Below are 21182 nucleotides of genomic sequence, written 5' to 3'. Positions count from 1 at the left end.
CCGGCCACGAAAATTTTTGTCCCTATGGGGAGCGGGAGATCAAGGCAGGAGTTTTCCTCAGCCTTTGTCGGGTCGACGGATTGCGATGACCCGGGAGCACGCTAAGGCTTTCCTGGTGAGCCGAGCTGGTTCAATGCTGTATGACACAAGGGCATGCCGCATTTGTAGGAATCGGCCGGCTGAAGGAGATTTGGATGCGTCTTATCGTGGCTTCGGCCTTGTTTTTCGGTCTCGCCGGCGTTGCTCTCGCGCAGCAGCCGACCTACAACGAGCAGGTCGAAAAGGAGTTTCCTGCCTTGGACCGGCTGGTGAAGACCCAGCCCTACAAGGGGGCCTATGGTGCCCTTTTGAAGGAATTGTCGCCCGTTCCCGACTATCTATCCGATGTGCTCAGGCGCAAGGGCGACTACATGACCTTCGGCTCCAAGCAGGTGAGCGTCGATGGTTCGCCTCACCGCGTTGCCATGGTCTGCCCGACCAACGTGACCTGTGCCGAATATGGCAGCGTCTTCCTGTTTACGGCCGATGGCCGCCAGGCCTGGGCGGAGGTCCGCGACGGCGACAAGCCGGTCTATCTGGGCGGGCCCAGCACGGCGCAGAAACAGGCCCTGGACCAGGCCTTCGACGAGTGAGGCGAGAAGTCGGTCGTCATCCCCGGCTGAGCCGCTCACAAGCAGAGCTTGCGAGGATACGGTCGGGAAGGACGAGCTACCCATTTCGGACGCGGGTCCTCAGCCCCGCTCGAACACCTGCTTGCCGGCGACGAAGGTCCGAGAGACCAGGCCGCTGAGGCGAGCGCCGTCGAAGGGCGAGTTCTTGCAGCGCGAACGCAGCCTGGCGGCGTCGAGCACGAAGGGCACGTCGGGATCGAAGACGATGACGTCGGCGCTGGCGCCCTTGGCGAGGGTGCCGCCGGGCAGGCGCAGGATCTCGGCGGGGCGGGTCGAGAGGGCGCGCAGCAGGCCGATCAGGTCGAGCGAGCCATCATGCACCAGGCGCAGGCCGGCCGAGAGCATGGTCTCCAGGCCGATGGCGCCGTCAGCCGCTTCCGCGAAGGGCTGGCGCTTGGTCTCGACGTCCTGCGGATTGTGATCGGAGACGATCGCATCGACCAGCCCGTCCTTGATGGCCTGCACCAGGGCCATGCGGTCATCCTCGTGACGCAACGGCGGTGACACCTTGCAGAAGGTGCGGAAGCCATCGATGTCGTTCTCGTTGAGGGTCACGTGGTTGATCGAGGTGGAGGCGGTGACGTCGAGTCCGTCCTGCCTGGCCCGGCGCAGCACTTCGATCGAGGCGCGGCAGGTGACAGTGGCGGCGTGATAGCGCCCGCCGGTCAGGGCGACCAGGCGCATGTCGCGTTCCAGCAGCATCGCCTCGGCCTCGGCGGGAATGCCGGGCAGGCCGAGGCGGCTGGCGAACTCGCCCTCGTTCATCACGCCATCGCCGGCCAAATCCCTGTCCTGGGTGTGATGGATGATGAGGGCATCGAAGTCACGCGCATAGGTCAGCGTCCGTCGCATCACCCGCGCATTCATCACGCTGCGCGCGCCATCGGTGAAGGCGAGGGCGCCGGCTTCGCCGAGCAGGCCGATTTCGGTCATCTCCTGGCCGGCGAGGCCCTTGGTCAGCGCCGCCATGGCATGGACATGCACAATGGCGGTGTCGCGGGCGCGGCGCAGCACGAAATCGACCACGGCCGGATCGTCGATCGGCGGATGGGTTTCCGGCGTGCACACGATGGTGGTGACGCCGCCGGCCGCCGCGGCCTGCGAGGCAGTGGCGAGCGTCTCGCGATGTTCGGCGCCGGGTTCGCCCGTCACGGCGCGCATGTCGATCAGGCCGGGGGCGACAACCTGGCCCTCGCAATCGAGGACGGCCGTGTCCGGCCCGACAGCGCCGGCGGTGAGATGAGGCCCGGTATCGGCGATGACGCCGTCTCGAATCAGCAGACCGCCATGCTGCTGGGTCCGGGCAGCGGGATCGGTCAGCAGGGCATTGGCCAGAAGCAGGGGGCGAGTGTTCGTCAACTTTTCATTCCCCTCAGACATTCGGCAGGTTGCGGGCGAGCGCTTCGAGCACGGCCATGCGGACGGCGACGCCCGCTTCCACCTGCTCGCGGATGAGCGACTGGGCACCGTCTGCGACGGCGGTGTCGATCTCCACCCCGCGATTCATCGGCCCGGGATGCATCACCAGCGCATCCGGCTTGGCATGGCTGAGTTTTTCTTCGTCCAGGCCGAAATAGCGGAAATATTCTTTGATCGAGGGAATGAAGGCGCCGGCCATGCGCTCGCGTTGGAGACGCAGCATCATCACGATATCGGCATCGCGCAGGCCTTCCTTCATGTCCCTGTGGATCTCGACGCCAAAGCGGTCGATGCCGGCCGGCAGCAAGGTGGAAGGAGCAATCAGCCGGACCCGGGCCCCGAGCGTGGCGAGCAGCAGGATGTTGGAGCGGGCAACGCGCGAATGCAGGATGTCGCCGCAGATCGCCACCGTCAGCCCGGCGATTCGTCCCTTGTTGCGGCGGATGGTCAGAGCATCGAGCAGGGCCTGGGTCGGATGCTCGTGGGCACCGTCACCGGCATTGACCACGGCGCAATCGACCTTTCGGGCGAGGAGATGCACGGCGCCGGCCTGGTTGTGCCGGACCACGATCACGTCGGGCCGCATGGCATTGAGGGTGATGGCCGTGTCGATCAGCGTCTCGCCCTTCTTCACCGAGGACGAGCCGACCGACATGTTCATCACGTCGGCGCCGAGGCGCTTGCCCGCCAGTTCGAAGGAGGACTGGGTGCGTGTCGAGGGCTCGAAGAAGAGGTTGATCTGGGTTCGCCCGCGCAGGGCGGACGACTTCTTCTCCACCTGCCTGTTGAAGGCGATGTGCTCGTCGGCCTCGTCGAGCAGGCTGATGATGTCGCTCTCCGTCAGGCCTTCTATGCCGAGGAGGTGGCGGTGCGGATATGTCGCTGAAGCTGGCTTGGTCATCAAAGCCGACTTCATAGGCCTCACAGGTGACGGCAGCAAGGCAGGAGATGCGCCTTGCCCGTTTTTCCACCGCGGGCGTTGGGCCGGATCCCTTGCCTATCCCTCGGACCAATGCTATCGGCGAGGCGATACTCGAACCCGGAAAGGAGGGCTGCGCATGATTATTCGCTGCGATCATCATCGCCAGCGTGGCCCAGTTCAGGCCCTGCAGACGCGTTTGCAGGGCTGACCAGAGGTCGTATCTCCCCTTGCTGGTCCGCCCTTCGTGGCCGTGCAGGATGCGCTCGCATGCGCACCCGCACATCGTCAAACGCCGTGCCTTCGCCTGCATTTCCCGATGGCTGCGTGCCCGGGATGCCGCGTTCGCCGGTCCGGACCAGAGAATAGACCCATGAGCCTGATCACCCTGCGCAATCTCGGCGTGACGCTGAGCGCACCGCTGTTTTCGCAACTCAACCTCAGCATCAATGCCGGCGACCGTATCGGCCTGGTGGCCGCCAATGGCCGCGGCAAGTCCACTTTGCTGCGCTGCATCGCCTGCACGATGGAGGCCGGGGAGGGCGACATCACGAGGTCGCGCGGCCTGACGGTCGGCCACGTCGAACAGCAGGTGCCGCCTGCGCTCCTCGAAATCCCCTTCTACGACGCCGTCCTCGCGGCGTTGCCCGAAGAAACGCAGGCCAGCGAAGCCTGGCGGGTCGACGTCACCCTCGATTCGCTGCAGGTGCCGGACGACTTGCGCCAGCGGGCACTCGGGCAGTTGAGCGGCGGCTGGTTGAGGCTCGCCATGCTGGCCAGGGTCTGGGTCAGGGACCCCGATCTGCTGCTGCTCGACGAGCCGACCAACCATCTCGACCTTGCCAAGATCGCCCTGCTGGAAGACTGGCTCAATGCCCTGCCACGCGACGTGCCGGTGCTGGTGGCGAGCCATGACCGCGCCTTCCTCGATGCGACCACCAATCGCACGCTGTTCCTGCGTCCGGAACGCTCGCAGCTCTTCCCCCTGGCCTATTCCAGGGCGCGGGCTGCGCTGGAGGACGCCGACGCTGCCGAGGAACGACGCTATCAGCGCGACATCAAGGCGGCCCAGCAATTGCGCAAGCAGGCGGCGAAGCTGAACAATATTGGCATCAATTCCGGCAGCGACCTCCTGGTGGTCAAGACCAAGCAGCTCAAGGAGCGGGCCGAGCGCCTGGAGGAAGCGGCAAAGCCGGCCCATCAGGAGCGCTCGGCAGGTGCGGTTCGCCTCGCCAGCCAGGGCACGCACGCCAAGGTGCTGGTCACGCTGGAGGATGCCGCCGTGACGATCCCGGATGGCACGCTGCTGTTCCGGACCGGCCGGCGCTTCATCTGCCAGGGCGATCGTATCGTCCTGCTTGGCCGGAACGGCGCGGGCAAGAGCCGCCTCATCGCCATGCTGCGCCGTGCCATTGCACAGCCTGATGCCAGCGTGGAGGGCGTCAAGGCAACGCCTGCGCTGGTCCTGGGCTATGGCGATCAGGCTTTGGCCGATCTCGACGACGGACAGACGCCACACCACGCCCTGACCCATCGCTTCGAGGTCGGTGACCAGCGGGCTCGCTCGCTGCTGGCCGGGGCCGGCATCGCCATCGAAAAGCAGGCCCGCCCGATCGGCCAGCTTTCCGGCGGCCAGAAGGCGCGCTTGGGCCTGTTGATGCTGCGCCTGGCCGAACCGAACTTCTATCTCCTCGACGAGCCGACCAATCATCTCGACATCGAGGGCCAGGAGGCGCTGGAAGGGGAATTGCTGCGCCCCAATGTCAGCTGCCTGCTGGTCTCGCATGACAGGAGCTTCGTGCGGGCCGTCGGCAGCCGCTTCTGGCTGATCGAGGGCCGGAAACTCATCGAGGTGGACGGACCGGAGGCATTCTTCGCCTCTGCCAGCCAAATGGAAGGCTGATTCTTCAGGTCGGCTCTCTTGTCTGGCCATGCGCACGATCGGGAGAACGGGCAGGAGACCCCGGCATTGCCGTGTTTTTTGGATGGGCCCTTTCGCATGTTTCGAAAGGGCCTTTCCCCTCCGGAGGTTGGAATATTTCCCTTGTCCGGGCACGGGGGCTGGCTCTTAATGCCCGTGCCGGGGGGCGCCAAACAAGAACAGCGGGGGAGAACGCTCATGGCAGGCGCGGCGGCAGGTCAGTCGAAAGCGGGAACCGTACTCAGGGTCACCAGCGGCAACTTCCTCGAAATGTTCGATTTCTTTCTGTTCGGGTTCTACGCCACCCAGATTTCCCAGGCCTTCTTTCCCTCCCAGAACGAAACGACGTCTCTTCTGCAAGCTTTCATGACCTTCGGGGCCGGTTTCCTGATGCGACCGCTCGGCGCACTGTTCCTGGGCGCCTATATCGATCGCATCGGCCGACGGCAGGGGCTGATCGTCACGCTCGGCATCATGGCAATGGGCACCGTGCTGATCGCCTTCGTGCCGGGCTATCAGACCATCGGCGTGCTGGCCCCGATCCTGGTGCTGGTCGGACGGTTGCTGCAGGGGTTTTCGGCGGGCGTTGAACTGGGCGGCGTCTCCGTCTACCTCGCGGAGATGGCGCCTCCGGGCAACAAGGGCTTCTATGTCTCCTGGCAATCGGGCAGCCAGCAGGTCGCCATCGTCGTCTCGGCCCTGATCGGCTATGCGCTCAATCACCTGTTCGTGCCGGAGACCATCAGCGATTGGGCCTGGCGTATACCCTTCTTCATCGGCTGCATGATCGTGCCGCTGCTGTTCTTCCTGCGCCGGAGCTTGGAAGAGACGGCCGAGTTCGAGGCGCGCCAGGTCCGCCCGACCCTGCAGCAGGCCGTGTCCTCGCTCCTGCAGAACTGGCAGGTCGTGCTGCTCGGCGTGATGCTGGTGCTAATGACCACCGTCTCCTTCTATCTCATCACCGTCTACACGCCGACTTTCGGCAAGAGCGTGCTCAAGCTCTCCGAATCCGATGCCCTCGTGGTCACTCTGTGCGTCGGCATCTCCAATTTTATCTGGCTGCCGGTGATGGGCGCGTTGTCGGATCGGGTCGGGCGCTTTCCCATCCTGGCGATCTTTTCCTTCCTGATGCTGGTGACCGCCTATCCCGCGCTTTCCTGGCTGGTCAGCGCGCCGAGCTTTGCGCGCATGCTGGAGGTCGAGCTGTGGTTTTCCTTCCTCTATGGCAGCTATAACGGCGCCATGGTGGTGGCCTTGACCGAGATCGTGCCGGCCCATGTCCGCACCACCGGTTTCTCCCTGGCCTACAGCCTCGCCACGGCGCTCGGCGGTTTTTCGCTGGCGATCTCCACCTGGCTGATCTCCCTGCTGCAGAACAAGGCGGCTCCGGGGCTGTGGCTCTCGGTGGCGGCTGCTTGCGGATTGATCGCGGCGCTGCTCATCTATCGCACGAAGCTGGCGAGCAGCCGGCCGGATCCGGCTTCGGCGTTCTAGAACAACCGGGCCTTCATGCCTGAAAGCTGGTTTTCTCCAACCTTTTGTTGGATAAGGCCCTGTGTATTCCGGCAGATCGCGGAACGCTTCGGGGGATGATTGTCGCAAATGTCGGATGTCGTGAGATTGGGGCGAGAGGCCGCCTGGACACTCGCCCATGGCGCCTGCCGGGGGGCGGGTGCCAGTGAGGTGATTGCAAGGTCGCTCGCCGATGCCATCGTCGCTGCCGAATGGGCCGCGCGCCCCTCGGTGGGCCTTGCGCATCTGCGCGATTATCTGGCCGGCTTTACCTCGGGGCGGATCGCCACCAATGTGGAGCCGGAATTCGACGATCCGGCCTTGGCCGTCATCCGCTCGGATGCGAAGGGCGGCATCGCCCAGCTCGGCTTCGACAGGGCCTACCGGGAGTTATGCAGCCGGGCCGGCCGCTATGGCCTGGCGGTCTTCGCCCAGCGCAACAGCTATACCACTGGCGAGCTCGGCTATTATGTGCGCCGCCTGGCCGAACAGGGATTGGTGGCTATCGCCGCGTCGAATGGCCCGGCCCTGATGGCGGCCGCATTGGGCAGCGAGGCGGTGTACTGCACCAATCCGCTGGCGTTCGCGGCACCTGTCGCAGGCGGGCCGCCTTTGGTGATCGACCAGGCCTCCAGCGCCACGGCCTTCGTCACTGTCCGGAAGGCTGCCGAGAAGGGCGAGGCCATTCCCGAGGGCTGGGCGGTCGATGCACACGGGCAGCCGACGACCGATGCGAGCGAGGCCGTCAAGGGAGCACTCCTGGCTTTTGGGGGCGCACGAGGCGGCAATATCGCGCTGATGGTGGAGGTGCTGGCAGCCGGCATCAGCGGAGCGAACTGGTCGCTCGATGCCCCTCGTTTCATGACCGGCGAGAAGAGCCCGGGCACGGGCCTGTTCGTCCTCGCTCTGAAGCCTGATCTCCTGGAGCCGGACTTTGCCGATCGCCTGAAGAAGCAGTTGGAAAGGCTGTCCGGCAAAGGCGTGCATATCCCCGGCCGCAAGCGTGCCGAGGACACTATCGAAATTCCCAAGGCTGTGATCGAGGCGCTGGAGCGGCACGGACGCTGAGCGGTCTCGCCGTTGCGGCTCCGTCTGACGATTTTCGCCAAATCTTTGATTCGGTTTCGAAAATCGTCAAGTGTCCAAGGCTCGGATGCGTCGGTATCTTCCAGACTCGGTATATTTTCAATGGATCCGCGCGCCTTGGCGGCGCAGTTCCTGCTGGACCTGCGCGATCTCCAGATCGCGGAAGGAGCGCCCACTCTTTAGGGAAACTGCGGCAGCCGCGCCTGCGCCCTGGCCGGCGACGGCGCAGCACATCATGTTGCGCACGGCGGCATGTGAAACCTTGTCGCCGCCAATGCTGCGGCCGGCAACGATCAGGTTTTCGATCTTCTGAGGCAGCATGGCGCGATAGGGCACATGGAAATAGCGTCCGGTCGTCGGCAGGATCAGGATGCCGTAGCCGTCGATGAATTCGGGGAAGATGCCGATCGAATCATCAAAACGGGCCTGCTCGCGCACATCGGACCCGACCATATTGTAGAGGGCGTCGATCTTGCGGGTATCGCGGATGCCGATCGTCATGCCGAAATTGCGGAGCTTGGCGGTTTCGCAGCCCGGCATGTAGCGGCGCAAGGCCTCTACCGCCATCACGGCCTGGCGCCGCCCCTCGATCTCGCCCTTGGTGAGGTCGTTGGGATCCGTCCCGTCCAGCTCGGGCAGATGCACCAGATTGAGATAAGTGAGGTCGCCCTGGTCGGAAACCGCGCCCCAGGTGCCGCAGATCGTCGACAGATTGGTGGGAATTTCTCCCGCTTCGATTGCCTTCCTGAACGGCTTGCGCAGGAAGGGCGAGAACATCGCGTCCTCCTTGCCGGTGGTTTCGACCGTCCATTCGCCACCACCCCAGTCCTTGTAGGTCTGCGGATCGGTCTTCACCGCCTCGAGGAAGCGGCGTTTGTCGACGCCGCACATCGAGAACATCACCGAGGCGGCCTGCATCTCTTCACGCGGCGTCTTGTAGGTAGGAGCACCCGCCCGGAAGGCGATATCGGCATCACCGGTCGCATCCACCACACGCCTGGCCAGGATGGCTTCGCGGCCGGCCTTGCTTTCGGTGATCACACCCCTGATCGCGCCGTCCTCGACGATGGTGCCCACCACCAGCCTGTGGAGCAGGGGACGAATTCCGGCTTCCTGCACCAGGACATCGGCGACATATTTGAACAATTCGGCGTCGAGCGCCTGGCTGTCGGATTGCGGCTCGGGTTGGGCCGCACCCATGGCCTTGGCGCGCTGTTCGAACTCGATGCCGATGCCCTCGCTGTCGACCGTGTTTTCATGCCGATACCAGGCAAAGCCTTCGACGCCGACCTGCGTGATGTTGCCACCGAAGCAGCCATGGCGCTCCAGCAACGTGGTTTCGGCACCGGCCCGGGCGGCGGCGAGGGCGGCTGCCAGCCCCGCCGGGCCGCTGCCGACCACCAGGACGTCCGTTTCCAGGATGACGTCGATCCGGCGCGCCGGTTCAGTGATCGTTCTCATGATGCTATCGCCCATAGCCCAGGCGATCCAACGCGCCTTGCAGAATGAAGGATGCCGCCATTTTGTCGACGACTTCTGCCCGCCTGCGACGCGAAGCGTCGGCTTCGAGCAAGGTTCGGGTCACGGCCGCCGTGGACAGGCGTTCATCCCACAGGGCAACCGGCAGGTCGCTCAGGCGCTGCAGGTTGCGGGCGAAACTCTCCGAGGCCTGAGCGCGCGGACCTTTGCTTCCATCCATGTTGAGGGGATAGCCGAGTACCAGGCCGCCGACCTCGTGTCGGGCGCAGAGAGCGAGCAGCTGCTCGGCATCGGCGGTGAATTTGGTGCGGCGGATCGTTTCCAGGGGCGAGGCGATGGTGAGCATCACGTCGGATAGTGCCAGGCCGATCGTCTTGGTGCCGAGATCGAGGCCGAGCAGGCGCTGGTTGGCGGGCAAATTTTCGGCGAGGTCGAAGAGATCAACAATCAAGGAAATATCTCTGGGGGCGAGCGTCCCGGGATTGGCGCCCGGCTGCAATGCCGATAGCATTTTGGGGGCTGCGGGCGTTATGGTTTTCTAGGGCATCGCGCCGAAAAGTGGAGGCCGGTTTTCGGCAAAAAGATGCGAGAGCAACGGGCTTCCGCATCGGACCCGATTTTGAGATCGGGTTCGTTGCTGTACTCATGACACCAACCTCATTGTTCAAGGAATTGTCCAAATGCGTATTACCTGGCTCGGCCACGCCGCTTTCCGGGTCGAATTCGACGGCAAGGCCGTGTTGTTCGACCCCTTCCTGAGCGGGAATCCCTCTTTCAAGGGAGACCGTGCCGCCGTCAGCGCCGGCATCAGCCACATATTGCTCACCCATGGCCATGCCGACCATGTTGGCGACACCATCGAGCTGGCGCGGGAAACCGGTGCGACGGTGGTCTCCAACGCCGATCTGGTGACTTTCCTGGCGGGTAAGGGCGTGGAGAAGGTCGAGCCGATGAACACCGGCGGTACAGTCGATCTCGGCGGATTCAGCGTCACGATGGTGAGAGCCGATCATTCGGCCAGCCTGATCGACAATGGCGTCAGCATTGCCGTCGGCAATGCCAATGGCCTCATCCTCAAGGCGCCGGGCCAGCCGACGCTCTATCATCTCGGCGATACCGACATCTTCTCCGACATGGCCTTGATCGCCGAATTGCATCAGCCCAAGATCGGCCTGGTGCCGATCGGAGACCGCTACACCATGGGCCCGCAGACCGCGGCACTGGCGGTGAAGCGCTATCTCGGCCTCGATGTCGCCATTCCCTGCCACTACGCCACCTTCCCCGGCTTGGTGAGCAATGCCGATACCTTCGCCGCGGGGCTCGCCGGCACCAAGACGCGGGTGCTTGCGCCCAAATCCGGTGAGAGTGTGGAAGTCGGGTGAGGATGCATGGCCGAGTCGCGGGTAGCCTGCCTGCGACTCGGCGTCCAAAGCGGTGGCTATTTGTAACTCGGCCTCAGCGATACCGGCAGTAGCGCTTGCTGTAGTCGGCGGCGTTGACATCCCCGAGGCTGGAGCCCTTCTGCCAGAGATCGCAGGCCTTGTTGCGGTTTCTCGGCATGCCCGTGCCGTCATAGGTCATGATGGCGAGGCCGACATAGCCTTGTGAATCGCCGGCTGCGATGGCCTGGTTATAATAGTCGATCGCCTTCGGGTAGTTGCGGCGCCCCCCGACACCAAGGCGGTAATAGTCGCCAAGGCCTGAAAGGGCGAACATCACTTTCTCGTCTGCGGCCCTCTCCATCAGTGCCAAAGCAGCGGCAGGGTCTTTCTTGACGCCGCGCTGGTTCTTCATCAGGCCGGTCGCCACGTTGTAGATCGCCCGTTTGTGTCCCTTTTCCATGGCAGCCTTGTAAGCCACCATGGCTTCCTTGTAGTTCCCGGCCTTGTCATAGCTGCGTCCGAGCTGGAAGAACTCCCTGGCCGGCGCATCAGCAAGCTGCGTCGCCCTGAGACAGGCTGTGATGGCCGCCGAGGTGTCGAGCTTGTCGAAGGTGACGCCGGGCAGGTTGGCCGGCTTCTGCTCGTCCATCGCATGAGCGGCCGCGCGATCGCAGGCCTCGATATCGGGTGACAATGCCCCATCCTGAGCAGTCTGGGCGGGAGGGGACGAGGTTGTCGGTTCCGTTGCCGGCGGCGGTGTGGCGCGGTCTTGGGCCGTTGTCTCCGGCGCCGGCGTGGACGGTGCCGCAGCCTTGCCCAGGGCTTTCAACTTGATCTCGGCCAGCGGCTTGTAGATGCCCTTGAAGGTGCCGTTGGCCACCTGGTCGAGATAGGCTTGGAACATGGCGGGATCGGTGCTGTTTTGCACCGATTGCCAGAAGATGTCCTCGGCCGACTGGCTCGCCTGGGCGAGCAGCAGCGGGCGGGCAGGATCCGCCAGCCCCGGCGCGCTCCAGGACAGCGCCAGCGCCGTGGCGATCAGGGACCCTGCCAGCAGTTTCATCGACATCTGCGCTCTCCGCTCATTTCCAACCGTCCGACTGAATCTGCCTGCGCCTGTCGCTCAGCCCGGCGGGCATTTGGCATTGAGATTGCCGGCTGCGTCGGCATCCCCGGCGGCTGCACCCTGCCTGAAGAGATCGCAGGCCTTGCCGACATCCTTGGTCACACCCTGACCTCTGAGATAGAGCAGGCCGAGGCCTGAATAGGCCGTCGGTTCCTTGCTCTTGACTCCGAGTTCGTAGATCGCCGCCGCCTTGCGATAATCGCGGCTGGCGCCAAGGCCGTTGGCATACATCCAGGCGATTCGACTGACGGCCGGCGCATAGTTTCCATCGATCGCCTTGTAGTAGAGGCTGAGGGCCTTGATGGCATCCTTGGGAACACCGCGGCCAGCCAGATAGCGCCCGGCGAGCTCGTAGAGAGCGAGGCCGTGGCCGAGCGAGGCCGCCTTCTGGAGTTGGGCCAGCGCGAGCGAATCCTGTCCGGCCTGTGCGTAGGCGAGGGAGAGCTGATAAAAGACGCGGCGCGGCGCTGCGGGCACCGCAATGGCCTTGCTGCACGCGGCTATGGCCGCCGAGGCACCGTCGCCGGACAATCTTGCTCCGGCAATCGCGGCCGGCTTGTCGGGGTCGCGCGCATCCGCGGCTGCCTGGTCGCAGGCCGTCACAGCGGCGTCGGCGACCGCGTTACCGGGCGTGGGCTGCGGCGACAGGGTGGCTTGCTCGGCAGGTGGCGGCGAGGAAGGAGCAGGTTTCGCTGCCGGTTGCTGCGCGGCTTTGGGCTGCAGCGCGGCAAGCTTGATCTGGGCGAGCACCTTATAGGTCCCCGTGAACGTGCCGGTGCCCACCTGGTCGAGATAGGCCTGGAACATGGCGGGATCGGAGCTGTTCTGGATCGATTGCCAGAACAGGTTTTCCGACTGGCTGGTGCCGGCGGCATTGGAATCGGGCGTGACCGGTGGCGGCGGAGCACTCACGCGGGCGGCCGGCAACTCGCCCGTCAGAGTGACGCGGCCGACGATGCCGTCATAATAAGCGGGGATCTGCTCCCGCCCGGCGCTGCGGGCGAGGGTCCGCACCTTCTCCTGCGTTTCCTTGGCCATGTCGATCAATGTCAGGTCCTGGCGGCCCAGCAGGGGCAGGAAGGAACGTACGAAGACGGAGGTCTTTTCCGAGTCGGCCGGCGACAGGCGGTCCAGCGCCTCCTGCTTGGTCCCCGCCGAAAACATGATGAAGACGCCACCGTCGGCTTCCATGCGCGCGAGGCCGCGTGTGGTCGGCAGGGCGCGCGTGCCGCCCTGGGCGAAGGGATTGTTGCGGCAGGCATCGAGAATGGCCACCACCTGTCTTGCGCCCTTCGCCCGGAAGCGGTCGATGATGTCGGCGGCATTGAAGGATTCATCCTTGACGAGCCCGGATTCGCCCTCCCTGGCGGTGGGAACGTCGACGGGCAGGAGCCAGTTCTGGCCCTCGATCTCGACGCCATGGCCGGAATAGTGGAAGAGGACGGTGTCACCGGGGCTGATCGCCCCCTCCACCGCGGCCATGGCCCGGCTGATCTGGCGCTTGGTGCCATTCTCCACCAGCGTGACCGTGAAGCCCGCCCGCTGCAGGGCGTCCCGCATGGCCTGGGCATCGTTCACGGCGGTCTGCAGCGGCGCGACTTCCTGATAGGCATTGTTGCCGACGACCAGAGCCAGGAGCTTGGCCGAAGCCGGCATGACGCCGCCCCCGAAGGCCAGCATGGCAAGGAGAACAAGGGCGAGGCGTGCACTCATGGCGGTTCCCCGGTCACCGAAGAAGAATATCTTACGCAAGGGCCTCATGCGAAGGACTTCGCGCAAATGGCGTCAAACGAACGTGACTCGTTCCCCCGCTTTACGACATCATGGGGGACAAGATCGGTTGCGCCTGCAAAGCTACGCGTGATAGACCGCGCCGTTCCGTGATTTCGCGCACAATCGAGGGTTTCATGTCTGTCGATGCCGCCACGGTGAAGCGTATCGCGCGTCTTGCGCGCATTGCCGTCACCGAAGAAGACGTTCCGCATTTGCAGGGCGAGCTGAATGCCATCCTCGATTTCGTGGCCCAACTCGACGAAGTCGATGTCGATGGCGTGGAACCGATGACCTCGGTAACGCCGATGCTGATGAAGAAGCGCCAGGACGTGGTGACGGACGGCAATATCGCCGCGAAGATCGTCGCCAACGCGCCGGCCTCCGAGGACAATTATTTCCTCGTTCCCAAGGTCGTCGACTGAATTACGCCATTTCCAGGCCCAGCGTGCTCAAGCCGCGGCACTCCGCGTCGCTTCGAACCCGGGCTGCATCCGTTCAGGACATCTTTCCGTGAGCCACATCACCGATCTCACCCTTGCTGAAATCCGCGACGGCCTGAAGGCCAAGACCTTCACCGCAACCGAAGCGGCCAAGGCCTATCTCGATGCGATGGAAAAGGCACGCGGCCTCAACGCCTATGTGCTGGAGACGCCGGAGCAGGCGCTCGCCATGGCGGCCCGGGCCGATGACAAGCTCGCCAAGGGCGAGGGCGGCCCGCTCGAAGGCGTGCCGCTCGGCGTCAAGGATCTCTTCGCCACCGAGGGGGTGCGCACCACCGCCTGCTCGCGTATCCTCGACAATTTCGTGCCGCCCTATGAATCGACCGTGACGAGCCAGCTCTGGCGCGACGGTGCCGTCATGCTCGGCAAGACCAACAACGACGAATTCGCCATGGGCTCGTCGAACGAGACCTCCGCCTTCGGGGCGGCCGTCTCGCCCTGGCTGCCGCCGGGCTGGAGCGCCGAGGACGGCAAGCGCAAGCTCGAAGAAGCACGCGCCGCCGGCGAGACGCCGAACGGCTTCCTGGTTCCGGGCGGCTCCTCCGGCGGCTCCGCCGCCGCCGTGGCCGCGCGCCTGTGCCCTGGTGCGGCCGGCACCGACACCGGCGGCTCCATCCGCCAGCCGGCCGCCATCACCGGCATCACCGGTATCAAGCCGACCTATGGTCGTTGCTCGCGCTGGGGGATCATCGCCTACGCCTCCTCGCTCGACCAGGCCGGTGCCTTCGGTCATACCGTGCGCGACTGTGCCATCATGCTCAATTCGATGGCCGGGCACGATCCCAAGGACACCACCTCCATGGATATCGCCGTGCCCGACTACGAGGCGGCGATCGGCGGCAGCGTCAAGGGCAAGGTCATCGGCATTCCCAAGGAATACCGGGTGGAAGGCATGTCGGCGGAGATCGACGCACTCTGGCAGAAGGGCATTGACTGGCTGCGCGATGCCGGCGCCGAAATTCGCGAGATCAGCCTGCCGCACACCAAATATGCCTTGCCGGCCTATTACATCGTGGCGCCGGCCGAGTGCTCCTCGAATCTGGCCCGCTATGACGGCGTGCGCTATGGCGAGCGGGTTGCCGGCCGCGAGATCACCGAGCTCTACGAGAACACCCGCGCTGCCGGTTTCGGCGCCGAGGTGAAGCGCCGCATCCTGATCGGCACCTATGTGCTTTCGGCCGGCTACTACGATGCGTACTACGTCCGGGCCCAGAAGATCCGCACGCTGATCAAGCGCGATTTCGAGCAGGCCTATGCCAGCGGCGTCGACGCCATCCTCACGCCGGCTACCCCGTCGCCTGCCTTCGGCATCGGCGAAAAGGGCGGTGCCGATCCGGTGGAGATGTATCTCTACGACGTCTTCACGGTGACGGTGAACCTGGCCGGCCTGCCGGGCCTGTCCGTTCCGGCCGGGCTGTCCTCGGGCGGCCTGCCGCTCGGCCTTCAGCTCATCGGGCGCCCCTTCGACGAGGAGACATTGTTCACCCTCGGCCATGCCGTCGAGCAGGCGGCCGGCTCGCTCGGCCGGCCCGAGCGTTGGTGGGCCTGAGCATGAGCGGCGGCCAGGACACCAGCAAGGACACCAGCAAGACGTCGGGCACGACCGAGACATTGGCGGATCTGCGCCGCGAGATCGATGCCATCGACGAAAAGCTGGTGCACCTCCTGGCCAGCCGCCTCGAGGTCGTGCAACGGGTGGTCAAGGTGAAGAACCGCGACGGCCTGCCTGCCAACATCCCCGAGCGCGTCGAGGAGGTGGTGGCATCGGCCTGCAGGCGGGCTGAAATCGAAGGATTGCCGCCCGAACTTGCCGAACTCATCTGGCGCGACATGGTGGCCTGGATCATCGACTACGAGAACCAGCACCTGACCACGGACAAACGAGGCTGACATCAGCCCGTTCAAACATTGAATTCTACTTCGAACCGGAGCCTAGACATGAACGCCACGGTTGATCCCAAGAAGCTGATCAAGGGCGCCACGGGCGATTGGGAAGTGGTCGTCGGCATGGAGATCCATGCCCAGGTCACCTCCGAGGCCAAGCTCTTTTCGGGAGCCTCCACCAAGTTTGGCGGGGAGCCCAACTCCCATGTCTCGCTGGTCGATGCCGCCATGCCCGGCATGCTGCCCGTGATCAACGAGGAATGCGTACGCCAGGCCATCCGCACCGGCCTCGGCCTCAAGGCGCAGGTCAATCTGAAGTCGGTGTTCGACCGCAAGAACTATTTCTATCCGGATCTGCCGCAGGGCTACCAGATCTCGCAGTACAAGCAGCCGATCATCGGCGAGGGCACGGTCATCGTCGAGGTGCCGGAGACCGGCGAGACGCTGAGCGTTGGCATCGAGCGCCTGCATCTGGAGCAGGACGCCGGCAAGTCCATGCATGTCGGCGACGTCTCGCTGGTCGACCTCAACCGGTCGGGCGTGGCTCTGATGGAGATCGTCTCCAAGCCGGACCTGCGCTCGGCCGACGAGGCACGCGCCTATGTCACCAAGCTGCGCACGATCCTGCGCTATCTCGGCACCTGCGACGGCGACATGGACAAGGGCAATCTGCGCGCCGACGTCAACGTCTCCGTGCGCCGTCCGGGCGAGCCCTTCGGCACGCGTTGCGAGATCAAGAACGTCAACTCGATCCGCTTCATCGGCCAGGCCGTCGATGTCGAGGCCCGTCGCCAGATCGGCATCCTGGAGGACGGCGGTTCCATCGACCAGGAGACCCGCCTCTACGATCCCAACAAGGGCGAGACGCGGTCGATGCGGTCGAAGGAAGAAGCGCATGACTATCGCTATTTCCCCGATCCGGACCTCCTGCCGCTCGAATTCGACCAGGCCTATGTCGATGACCTCGCCGGCCATCTGCCGGAACTGCCCGATCCCAAGAAGGCACGCTTCGTCAGCCAGTACGGCCTGTCGGCCTACGATGCCGGCGTGCTGACGGCCGAGCGTGAATCCGCCGATTTCTTCGAGGCGGTCGCCACGGGGCGCGACGGCAAGATCGCGGCGAACTGGGTGATCAACGAATTGTTCGGTCGCCTCAACAAGGAAGGGCTCGACATCACCGCTTCGCCCGTTTCCGCCGCGCAGCTCGGCTCGATCGTCGATCTCATCGGCGAGAACGTCATTTCGGGCAAGCTCGCCAAGGATCTGTTTGAGATCGTCTGGACCGAAGGCGGCGACCCGCGTGCCGTCGTCGAGGCTCGCGGCATGAAGCAGGTCACCGATACCGGGGCCATCGAGGCGGCCATCGACGCGGTGATCGCGGCCAATCCCGACAAGGTCGAGCAGGTCAAGGCCAAGCCCACCATGCTCGGCTGGTTCGTCGGCCAGGTGATGAAGCAGAGCGGCGGCAAGGCCAATCCGCAGGCCGTGAACGATATCCTGAAGGCCAAGCTCGGCCTTTGAGAAGCGGTACGCTATCCTGGGATTGCATGCCGTGAGCCTGCGATCCCGGGATGGCCAGGATCTGACTACGCAGTCTTTTCGCCGTCCCAATAATCTCTTGTCGCCGACATATCGAAGACGCCGTCAACGCGCTGGAGTGCATCGACGGCCATCTTGTTCGAGTCGGGATAGACGCAGACCTCGTTCAGGTTGCGCTCGCCTATCATCAGGTAGCGGCAGGGCCCCGTGCCGCTGTTGACGAAGGAGTGGCCGATCTTCTGGCCAGCCGGAAAGCAGACATAGTCGCCTGGTTTCATCCTGAGGCGCTCTTCGCCCAGGATGAGCGTCAGCTCTCCTTCGAGGACCAGCGCATGCTCCTCTTCGAGCATGTGATAGTGGGTTGGGCAGAGGCGCAGGCCAGGAGCCGGGGATTCGATCAGCACGCCGACATGATAAGCCTTGCCCGCGGCGGCATAGGTCAGGTGCTTGGACGAGCCACCGAATTGTGGACCGGCGCCATTCTCGTCCCAGGGCACGTGGTCCTGCGAGACCGGTGCAAGCGGCTTGACAGGCTTGGTCGCAAGACTGCCGACGATGTCGGGGCGGGGGAAGACCGGGGCGTCGAGGCCGGTGGCCTCGCCATCCCAGTAATTGCGTGCCGCTTCGAGGTCGAGGAGGGCATCCCTTCCAAGGGCCCGCACCAGTACCTTGTTGGAGTCGGTGTAGACCACCACCTCATTCTCGTTGCGCTCGCCGATGATCACGTAGCGGGCCGGCGCGCTGCCCTGGTTGAGCAGGCAATGGCCAGCCCTCTGCCCGGCAGGAAAGCAGATGTAGTCGCCGGCCTTCAGCCTGTGCGTTTCGCTGCCGACCCGTGCGGCAAGCTCGCCATCGAGGACGAAGACATGTTCTTCCTCGAAGATGTGAAAATGCGCAGGCGAGCTCTGTTTCCCCGGCTCCAACTCCTCGATGGCGACCCCGACATGATAGGAATCGCCGATCGCCGCCCGGGTGAGATGCCGGTATCGCACGCCGAAGCGCGGCACCTCGGCCCATTCCGTCCAGGGCACGTCATCCGACGAAATCGGCCGCGCCGCCGGCTTGCTCTCTGCCGTCATCGCTCCAAATCCTTTCGCCAAACAGTCCTCGGCCTCGTTTCGGCCGGAAGGGCGCACCGTGCATCGGAACGGCACGCCCGCCATGTCTCTATTGGCGGTTCCAGCTGACCGACCGGCAGATCAGGCCGCCGAGAACGCAGCCGGCCGTGGTGAGCCGGTTGCCCGAAAGGGTCATGGTGCCGGTATAGGTCTTGCCGTCCTCGGGATTGAAGGCCTTGCCTTTCCATTTGTCGTCGCCCGACGGCGCCATGTCGTAGAACACGCGTTTGCCGACATTGTCCTGATGCTTGGGATCCTTGACCCAGACGACGGAGCCACACAGCGCTTCGCCACACGGAGCGATCTTCACCTTCGATTCGCCATTCTCCCTCAGCCAGGTCCCGGATGCATCGCCGGCCTGGGCGGCGCCTGCCAATAAAATGGTTGAGATAGTGGCTATAACGAATTGTGATAGCTTAATCTTCATCGATCTCACTCCCGGGCGCGACTGTGAGGGGCGGCATGAGGTGCCCTTGCGCAACCGCATCATTTGCCAAACGCGGGTAATGTGCAAATCGGAGTATCGAGATGGCGGGGCGATGAATCTGCCCTGCGCTGCCCGTTTTGCAGGCATGCTTGTTTAGGAGGCGAATTCCGCTTGCTGCCGTCTCTGTGACTGGCTAGATTGTGAGCATAGAGGAGCCCTGCATTCATGGTAGGCAAGGAAATCACGGCCACGATCGAATCTGCGCCGCCAAGACGGCTGCGGATCGGGACGGTCGAGTTGGCAAATCCGGTGGTCCTGGCGCCGATGTCCGGCGTGACCGACGCCGTGCTGCGCGGTATTGCGCAGCGCCAGGGCGCAGGTCTGGTGATTTCCGAGATGGTGGCGAGCGATCGTCTCGCCACCGGTGACGAAGAGGCGCGTTTGCGGGCCGAGGCGCCCGGCGGTGGGCCGCATGTCGTGCAGCTTGCCGGCTGCGAGGCGCGCTGGATGGGCGAAGCGGCGCGCGTGGCAGTCGATGCCGGCGCCGATGTCATCGACATCAATATGGGGTGCCCAGCCAAGCGCGTTACTGGCGGTTGGTCCGGTTCGGCCCTGATGCGCGATCTCGATCATGCGCTCACCTTGATCGAGGCGACGGTATCGGCTGTGAAGGTCCCGGTGACGGTGAAGATGCGTCTGGGCTGGGACCAGGCCAGCCTCAATGCACCGGAACTCGCCCGCCGGGCCGAGCAGGCGGGTGCTGGCATGATCACCGTGCATGGGCGCACCCGCATGCAATTCTACAAGGGCACGGCTGATTGGCGGGCTATCCAGGCCGTCAAGCAGGCCGTTGGCATTCCCGTTGTCGCCAACGGCGATTGCCGGGGCCTCAGCGATGCCCTGGCCATGCTGCAGCAATCGGGCTGCGATGCCGTGATGGTTGGGCGGGCTGCGCAGGGACGGCCATGGCTGCCGGGGCATATAGCCCGCGAGCTTGCAGCCGGCGAGGCTCTGCCCGTGCCCGAGGCGCCGGTGCAGCGCGACCTCACGCTGGAGCACTATCACGGCCTGCTCGATCTCTACGGGCCCGCGCATGGGATCCGCCATGCCCGCAAGCATCTGGCTTCCGCCATGGAGGCGGCTCAGGATTATTTCGGTGGCGGCAATGCCGAACTGCGCCAGTCGGTTCTGACGGGCGACAAGCCCGGCGAGGTGGCGGCAGCCTTCACCGCCTATTTCGCCAGCCTCGACCGGGTGGCCGCATGACAGCCTTGCCGCGCCATATGCCCAACCACGAAGCTGTCCTGAATGCCTTGCCGCACGCCATTCTTTCGGTGGATGCACAGGGCAGGGTGCTCGACGCCAATATGGCTGCCGAGGCCTTCTTCGATGTCAGCGCGCCGATGATGCGGCGCAATCTGATCAAGGATCTCCTGCCTTTCGGCTCGCCGCTGCTGGCCCTGATCGACCAGGTCCGCGAGCGCAACGCGCCCGTGAACGAATATCGCGTCGATCTCGGCTCGCCCCGGCTCGGAGGGGAGCGGCATGTCGACATTCAGGTCGCGCCGATGCAGGACCAGTCCGGCGGCGTGGTGATCATGCTGCAGGAACGCACCATCGCCGACAAGATGGACCGCCAGCTCACCCATCGGGGCGCTGCCCGTTCGGTGACGGCGTTGGCGGCCATGCTGGCTCATGAGATCAAGAACCCGCTCTCCGGCATCCGCGGTGCGGCCCAGCTTCTGGAGCAGTCGGTCGAGGACGCCGACCGCGAGCTGACGCAGCTGATCTGCGAAGAGGCCGACCGCATCGTAAAGCTGGTCGACCGCATGGAGGTGTTCTCGGATGAGCGGCCGGTGGCGCGCAGCCCGGTCAACATCCATGTCGTGCTCGAGCATGTGAAGAAGCTGGCCCAGTCCGGCTTTGCCCGCAAGATCAAGTTCATCGAGGACTATGATCCCTCGCTGCCGCCGGTTCATGCCAACAAAGACCAGCTCGTCCAGGTCGTGCTCAACCTCGTCAAGAACGCCGCCGAGGCCATCGATGGCGAGGCGGATGGCGAGATCACCATGACCACCGGCTTCAAGCCGGGCGTGCGCCTTTCGGTGCCGGGATCGTCCTCGCGGGTCAGCCTGCCCATCGAAGTGTGCATCAAGGATAGCGGGCCGGGCGTGGCGCCCGATCTCCTACCCTATCTGTTCGATCCCTTCGTCACCACCAAGACCAGCGGTACCGGGCTGGGACTGGCCCTCGTCGCCAAGATCGTCGGCGATCACGGGGGCATCGTCGAATGCGAAAGCCAGAACAAGCGCACGGTCTTTCGCATCCTTCTCCCCATGTATCGTTCCGACTCCGAAGCAAAGCGCCTTCAGCCGTGAACGCTTGTTGTTCTTTCTCTTTGGTTCGACGCGTCTTTGCGATTTGAA

At 64.5% G+C, this 21182-nt stretch carries 19 protein-coding genes; 11 read left to right on the top strand and 8 right to left on the bottom strand.

Features of this window, described 5'->3' with window-relative positions:
• Positions 1-194: 194 nt before the first annotated feature.
• Positions 195-632 carry a hypothetical protein gene (locus tag QM672_RS06275; RefSeq protein ID WP_367622822.1) on the top strand — a complete coding sequence of 146 codons (438 nt, stop codon included), beginning with the start codon at positions 195-197 and terminating at the stop codon, positions 630-632.
• A gap of 99 nt (positions 633-731) precedes the next feature.
• On the opposite strand, the gene QM672_RS06270 is transcribed toward QM672_RS06275, so the two are convergent.
• Complete coding sequence (locus tag QM672_RS06270; protein ID WP_311934818.1) at positions 732-2030, bottom strand: dihydroorotase; 1299 nt, start codon at positions 2028-2030, stop codon at positions 732-734.
• Between the two features lie 13 nt (positions 2031-2043).
• Entirely contained in the window at positions 2044-2991 is a 948-nt protein-coding gene (locus tag QM672_RS06265; protein ID WP_311934817.1) for an aspartate carbamoyltransferase catalytic subunit, read from the bottom strand.
• 391 nt (positions 2992-3382) lie between these two features.
• Here QM672_RS06265 and QM672_RS06260 point away from each other — a divergent pair, with 391 nt between their 5' ends.
• The 3 genes from QM672_RS06260 (at position 3383) to QM672_RS06250 (ending at position 7510) form a co-directional block, all read left to right on the top strand.
• Entirely contained in the window at positions 3383-4912 is a 1530-nt protein-coding gene (locus QM672_RS06260; protein ID WP_415081322.1) for an ABC-F family ATP-binding cassette domain-containing protein, read from the top strand.
• Between the two features lie 216 nt (positions 4913-5128).
• A complete protein-coding gene (locus tag QM672_RS06255) occupies positions 5129-6424 on the top strand; it encodes an MFS transporter (RefSeq protein ID WP_415081320.1) in 1296 nt (431 codons plus the stop codon).
• Positions 6425-6532: 108 nt separating this feature from the next.
• Complete coding sequence (locus QM672_RS06250; protein WP_367622818.1) at positions 6533-7510, top strand: Ldh family oxidoreductase; 978 nt, start codon at positions 6533-6535, stop codon at positions 7508-7510.
• 117 nt (positions 7511-7627) lie between these two features.
• Here QM672_RS06250 and QM672_RS06245 read toward each other — a convergent pair whose 3' ends face one another.
• Entirely contained in the window at positions 7628-8989 is a 1362-nt protein-coding gene (locus QM672_RS06245) for an FAD-dependent oxidoreductase (protein WP_415081317.1), read from the bottom strand.
• A 4-nt stretch (positions 8990-8993) separates the two neighbouring features.
• A complete protein-coding gene (ruvX, locus tag QM672_RS06240) occupies positions 8994-9458 on the bottom strand; it encodes a Holliday junction resolvase RuvX (protein WP_245443533.1) in 465 nt (154 codons plus the stop codon).
• Positions 9459-9687: 229 nt separating this feature from the next.
• Here ruvX and QM672_RS06235 point away from each other — a divergent pair, with 229 nt between their 5' ends.
• On the top strand, positions 9688-10389 hold the full coding sequence (locus QM672_RS06235; RefSeq protein WP_311934812.1) for a metal-dependent hydrolase: 702 nt from the start codon (positions 9688-9690) through the stop codon (positions 10387-10389).
• A gap of 73 nt (positions 10390-10462) precedes the next feature.
• On the opposite strand, the gene QM672_RS06230 is transcribed toward QM672_RS06235, so the two are convergent.
• Both QM672_RS06230 and QM672_RS06225 read right to left on the bottom strand, forming a co-directional pair.
• The gene (locus QM672_RS06230; RefSeq protein WP_311934811.1) at positions 10463-11458 is read right to left on the bottom strand and encodes a hypothetical protein; all 996 of its coding nucleotides are present in this window, start codon (positions 11456-11458) and stop codon (positions 10463-10465) included.
• A 54-nt stretch (positions 11459-11512) separates the two neighbouring features.
• A complete protein-coding gene (locus QM672_RS06225) occupies positions 11513-13228 on the bottom strand; it encodes a caspase family protein (protein ID WP_311934810.1) in 1716 nt (571 codons plus the stop codon).
• 194 nt (positions 13229-13422) lie between these two features.
• On the opposite strand from QM672_RS06225, the gene gatC reads away from it, so the two are divergent.
• From gatC to gatB, 4 genes are all read left to right on the top strand, one after another.
• Positions 13423-13710 carry an Asp-tRNA(Asn)/Glu-tRNA(Gln) amidotransferase subunit GatC gene (gatC, locus tag QM672_RS06220; protein ID WP_311934809.1) on the top strand — a complete coding sequence of 96 codons (288 nt, stop codon included), beginning with the start codon at positions 13423-13425 and terminating at the stop codon, positions 13708-13710.
• Positions 13711-13798: 88 nt separating this feature from the next.
• Positions 13799-15337 carry an amidase gene (locus QM672_RS06215; protein WP_415081314.1) on the top strand — a complete coding sequence of 513 codons (1539 nt, stop codon included), beginning with the start codon at positions 13799-13801 and terminating at the stop codon, positions 15335-15337.
• Between the two features lie 2 nt (positions 15338-15339).
• On the top strand, positions 15340-15678 hold the full coding sequence (locus tag QM672_RS06210; RefSeq protein WP_311934807.1) for a chorismate mutase: 339 nt from the start codon (positions 15340-15342) through the stop codon (positions 15676-15678).
• A gap of 48 nt (positions 15679-15726) precedes the next feature.
• A complete protein-coding gene (gene gatB / locus QM672_RS06205; RefSeq protein WP_311934806.1) occupies positions 15727-17193 on the top strand; it encodes an Asp-tRNA(Asn)/Glu-tRNA(Gln) amidotransferase subunit GatB in 1467 nt (488 codons plus the stop codon).
• 65 nt (positions 17194-17258) lie between these two features.
• On the opposite strand, the gene QM672_RS06200 is transcribed toward gatB, so the two are convergent.
• Together QM672_RS06200 and QM672_RS06195 are read right to left on the bottom strand one after the other, a co-directional pair.
• Positions 17259-18290 carry a cupin domain-containing protein gene (locus tag QM672_RS06200; protein WP_415081311.1) on the bottom strand — a complete coding sequence of 344 codons (1032 nt, stop codon included), beginning with the start codon at positions 18288-18290 and terminating at the stop codon, positions 17259-17261.
• A gap of 88 nt (positions 18291-18378) precedes the next feature.
• Positions 18379-18756, bottom strand: a complete 378-nt coding sequence (locus QM672_RS06195) for a DUF2147 domain-containing protein (protein WP_311934804.1) — start codon at positions 18754-18756, stop codon at positions 18379-18381.
• A gap of 225 nt (positions 18757-18981) precedes the next feature.
• On the opposite strand from QM672_RS06195, the gene dusB reads away from it, so the two are divergent.
• Together dusB and QM672_RS06185 are read left to right on the top strand one after the other, a co-directional pair.
• On the top strand, positions 18982-20022 hold the full coding sequence (gene dusB / locus QM672_RS06190) for a tRNA dihydrouridine synthase DusB (RefSeq protein ID WP_415081308.1): 1041 nt from the start codon (positions 18982-18984) through the stop codon (positions 20020-20022).
• A complete protein-coding gene (locus QM672_RS06185) occupies positions 20019-21134 on the top strand; it encodes a two-component system sensor histidine kinase NtrB (RefSeq protein WP_068297124.1) in 1116 nt (371 codons plus the stop codon). Before dusB ends, QM672_RS06185 begins: the two co-directional genes overlap by 4 nt.
• Positions 21135-21182: the final 48 nt, after the last annotated feature.

The organism is Labrys sp. (in: a-proteobacteria) (genome assembly GCF_047605565.1).
Taxonomy (GTDB): domain Bacteria; phylum Pseudomonadota; class Alphaproteobacteria; order Rhizobiales; family Labraceae; genus Labrys; species Labrys neptuniae.
This window is presented reverse-complemented; position numbering and strand designations above follow the sequence as displayed.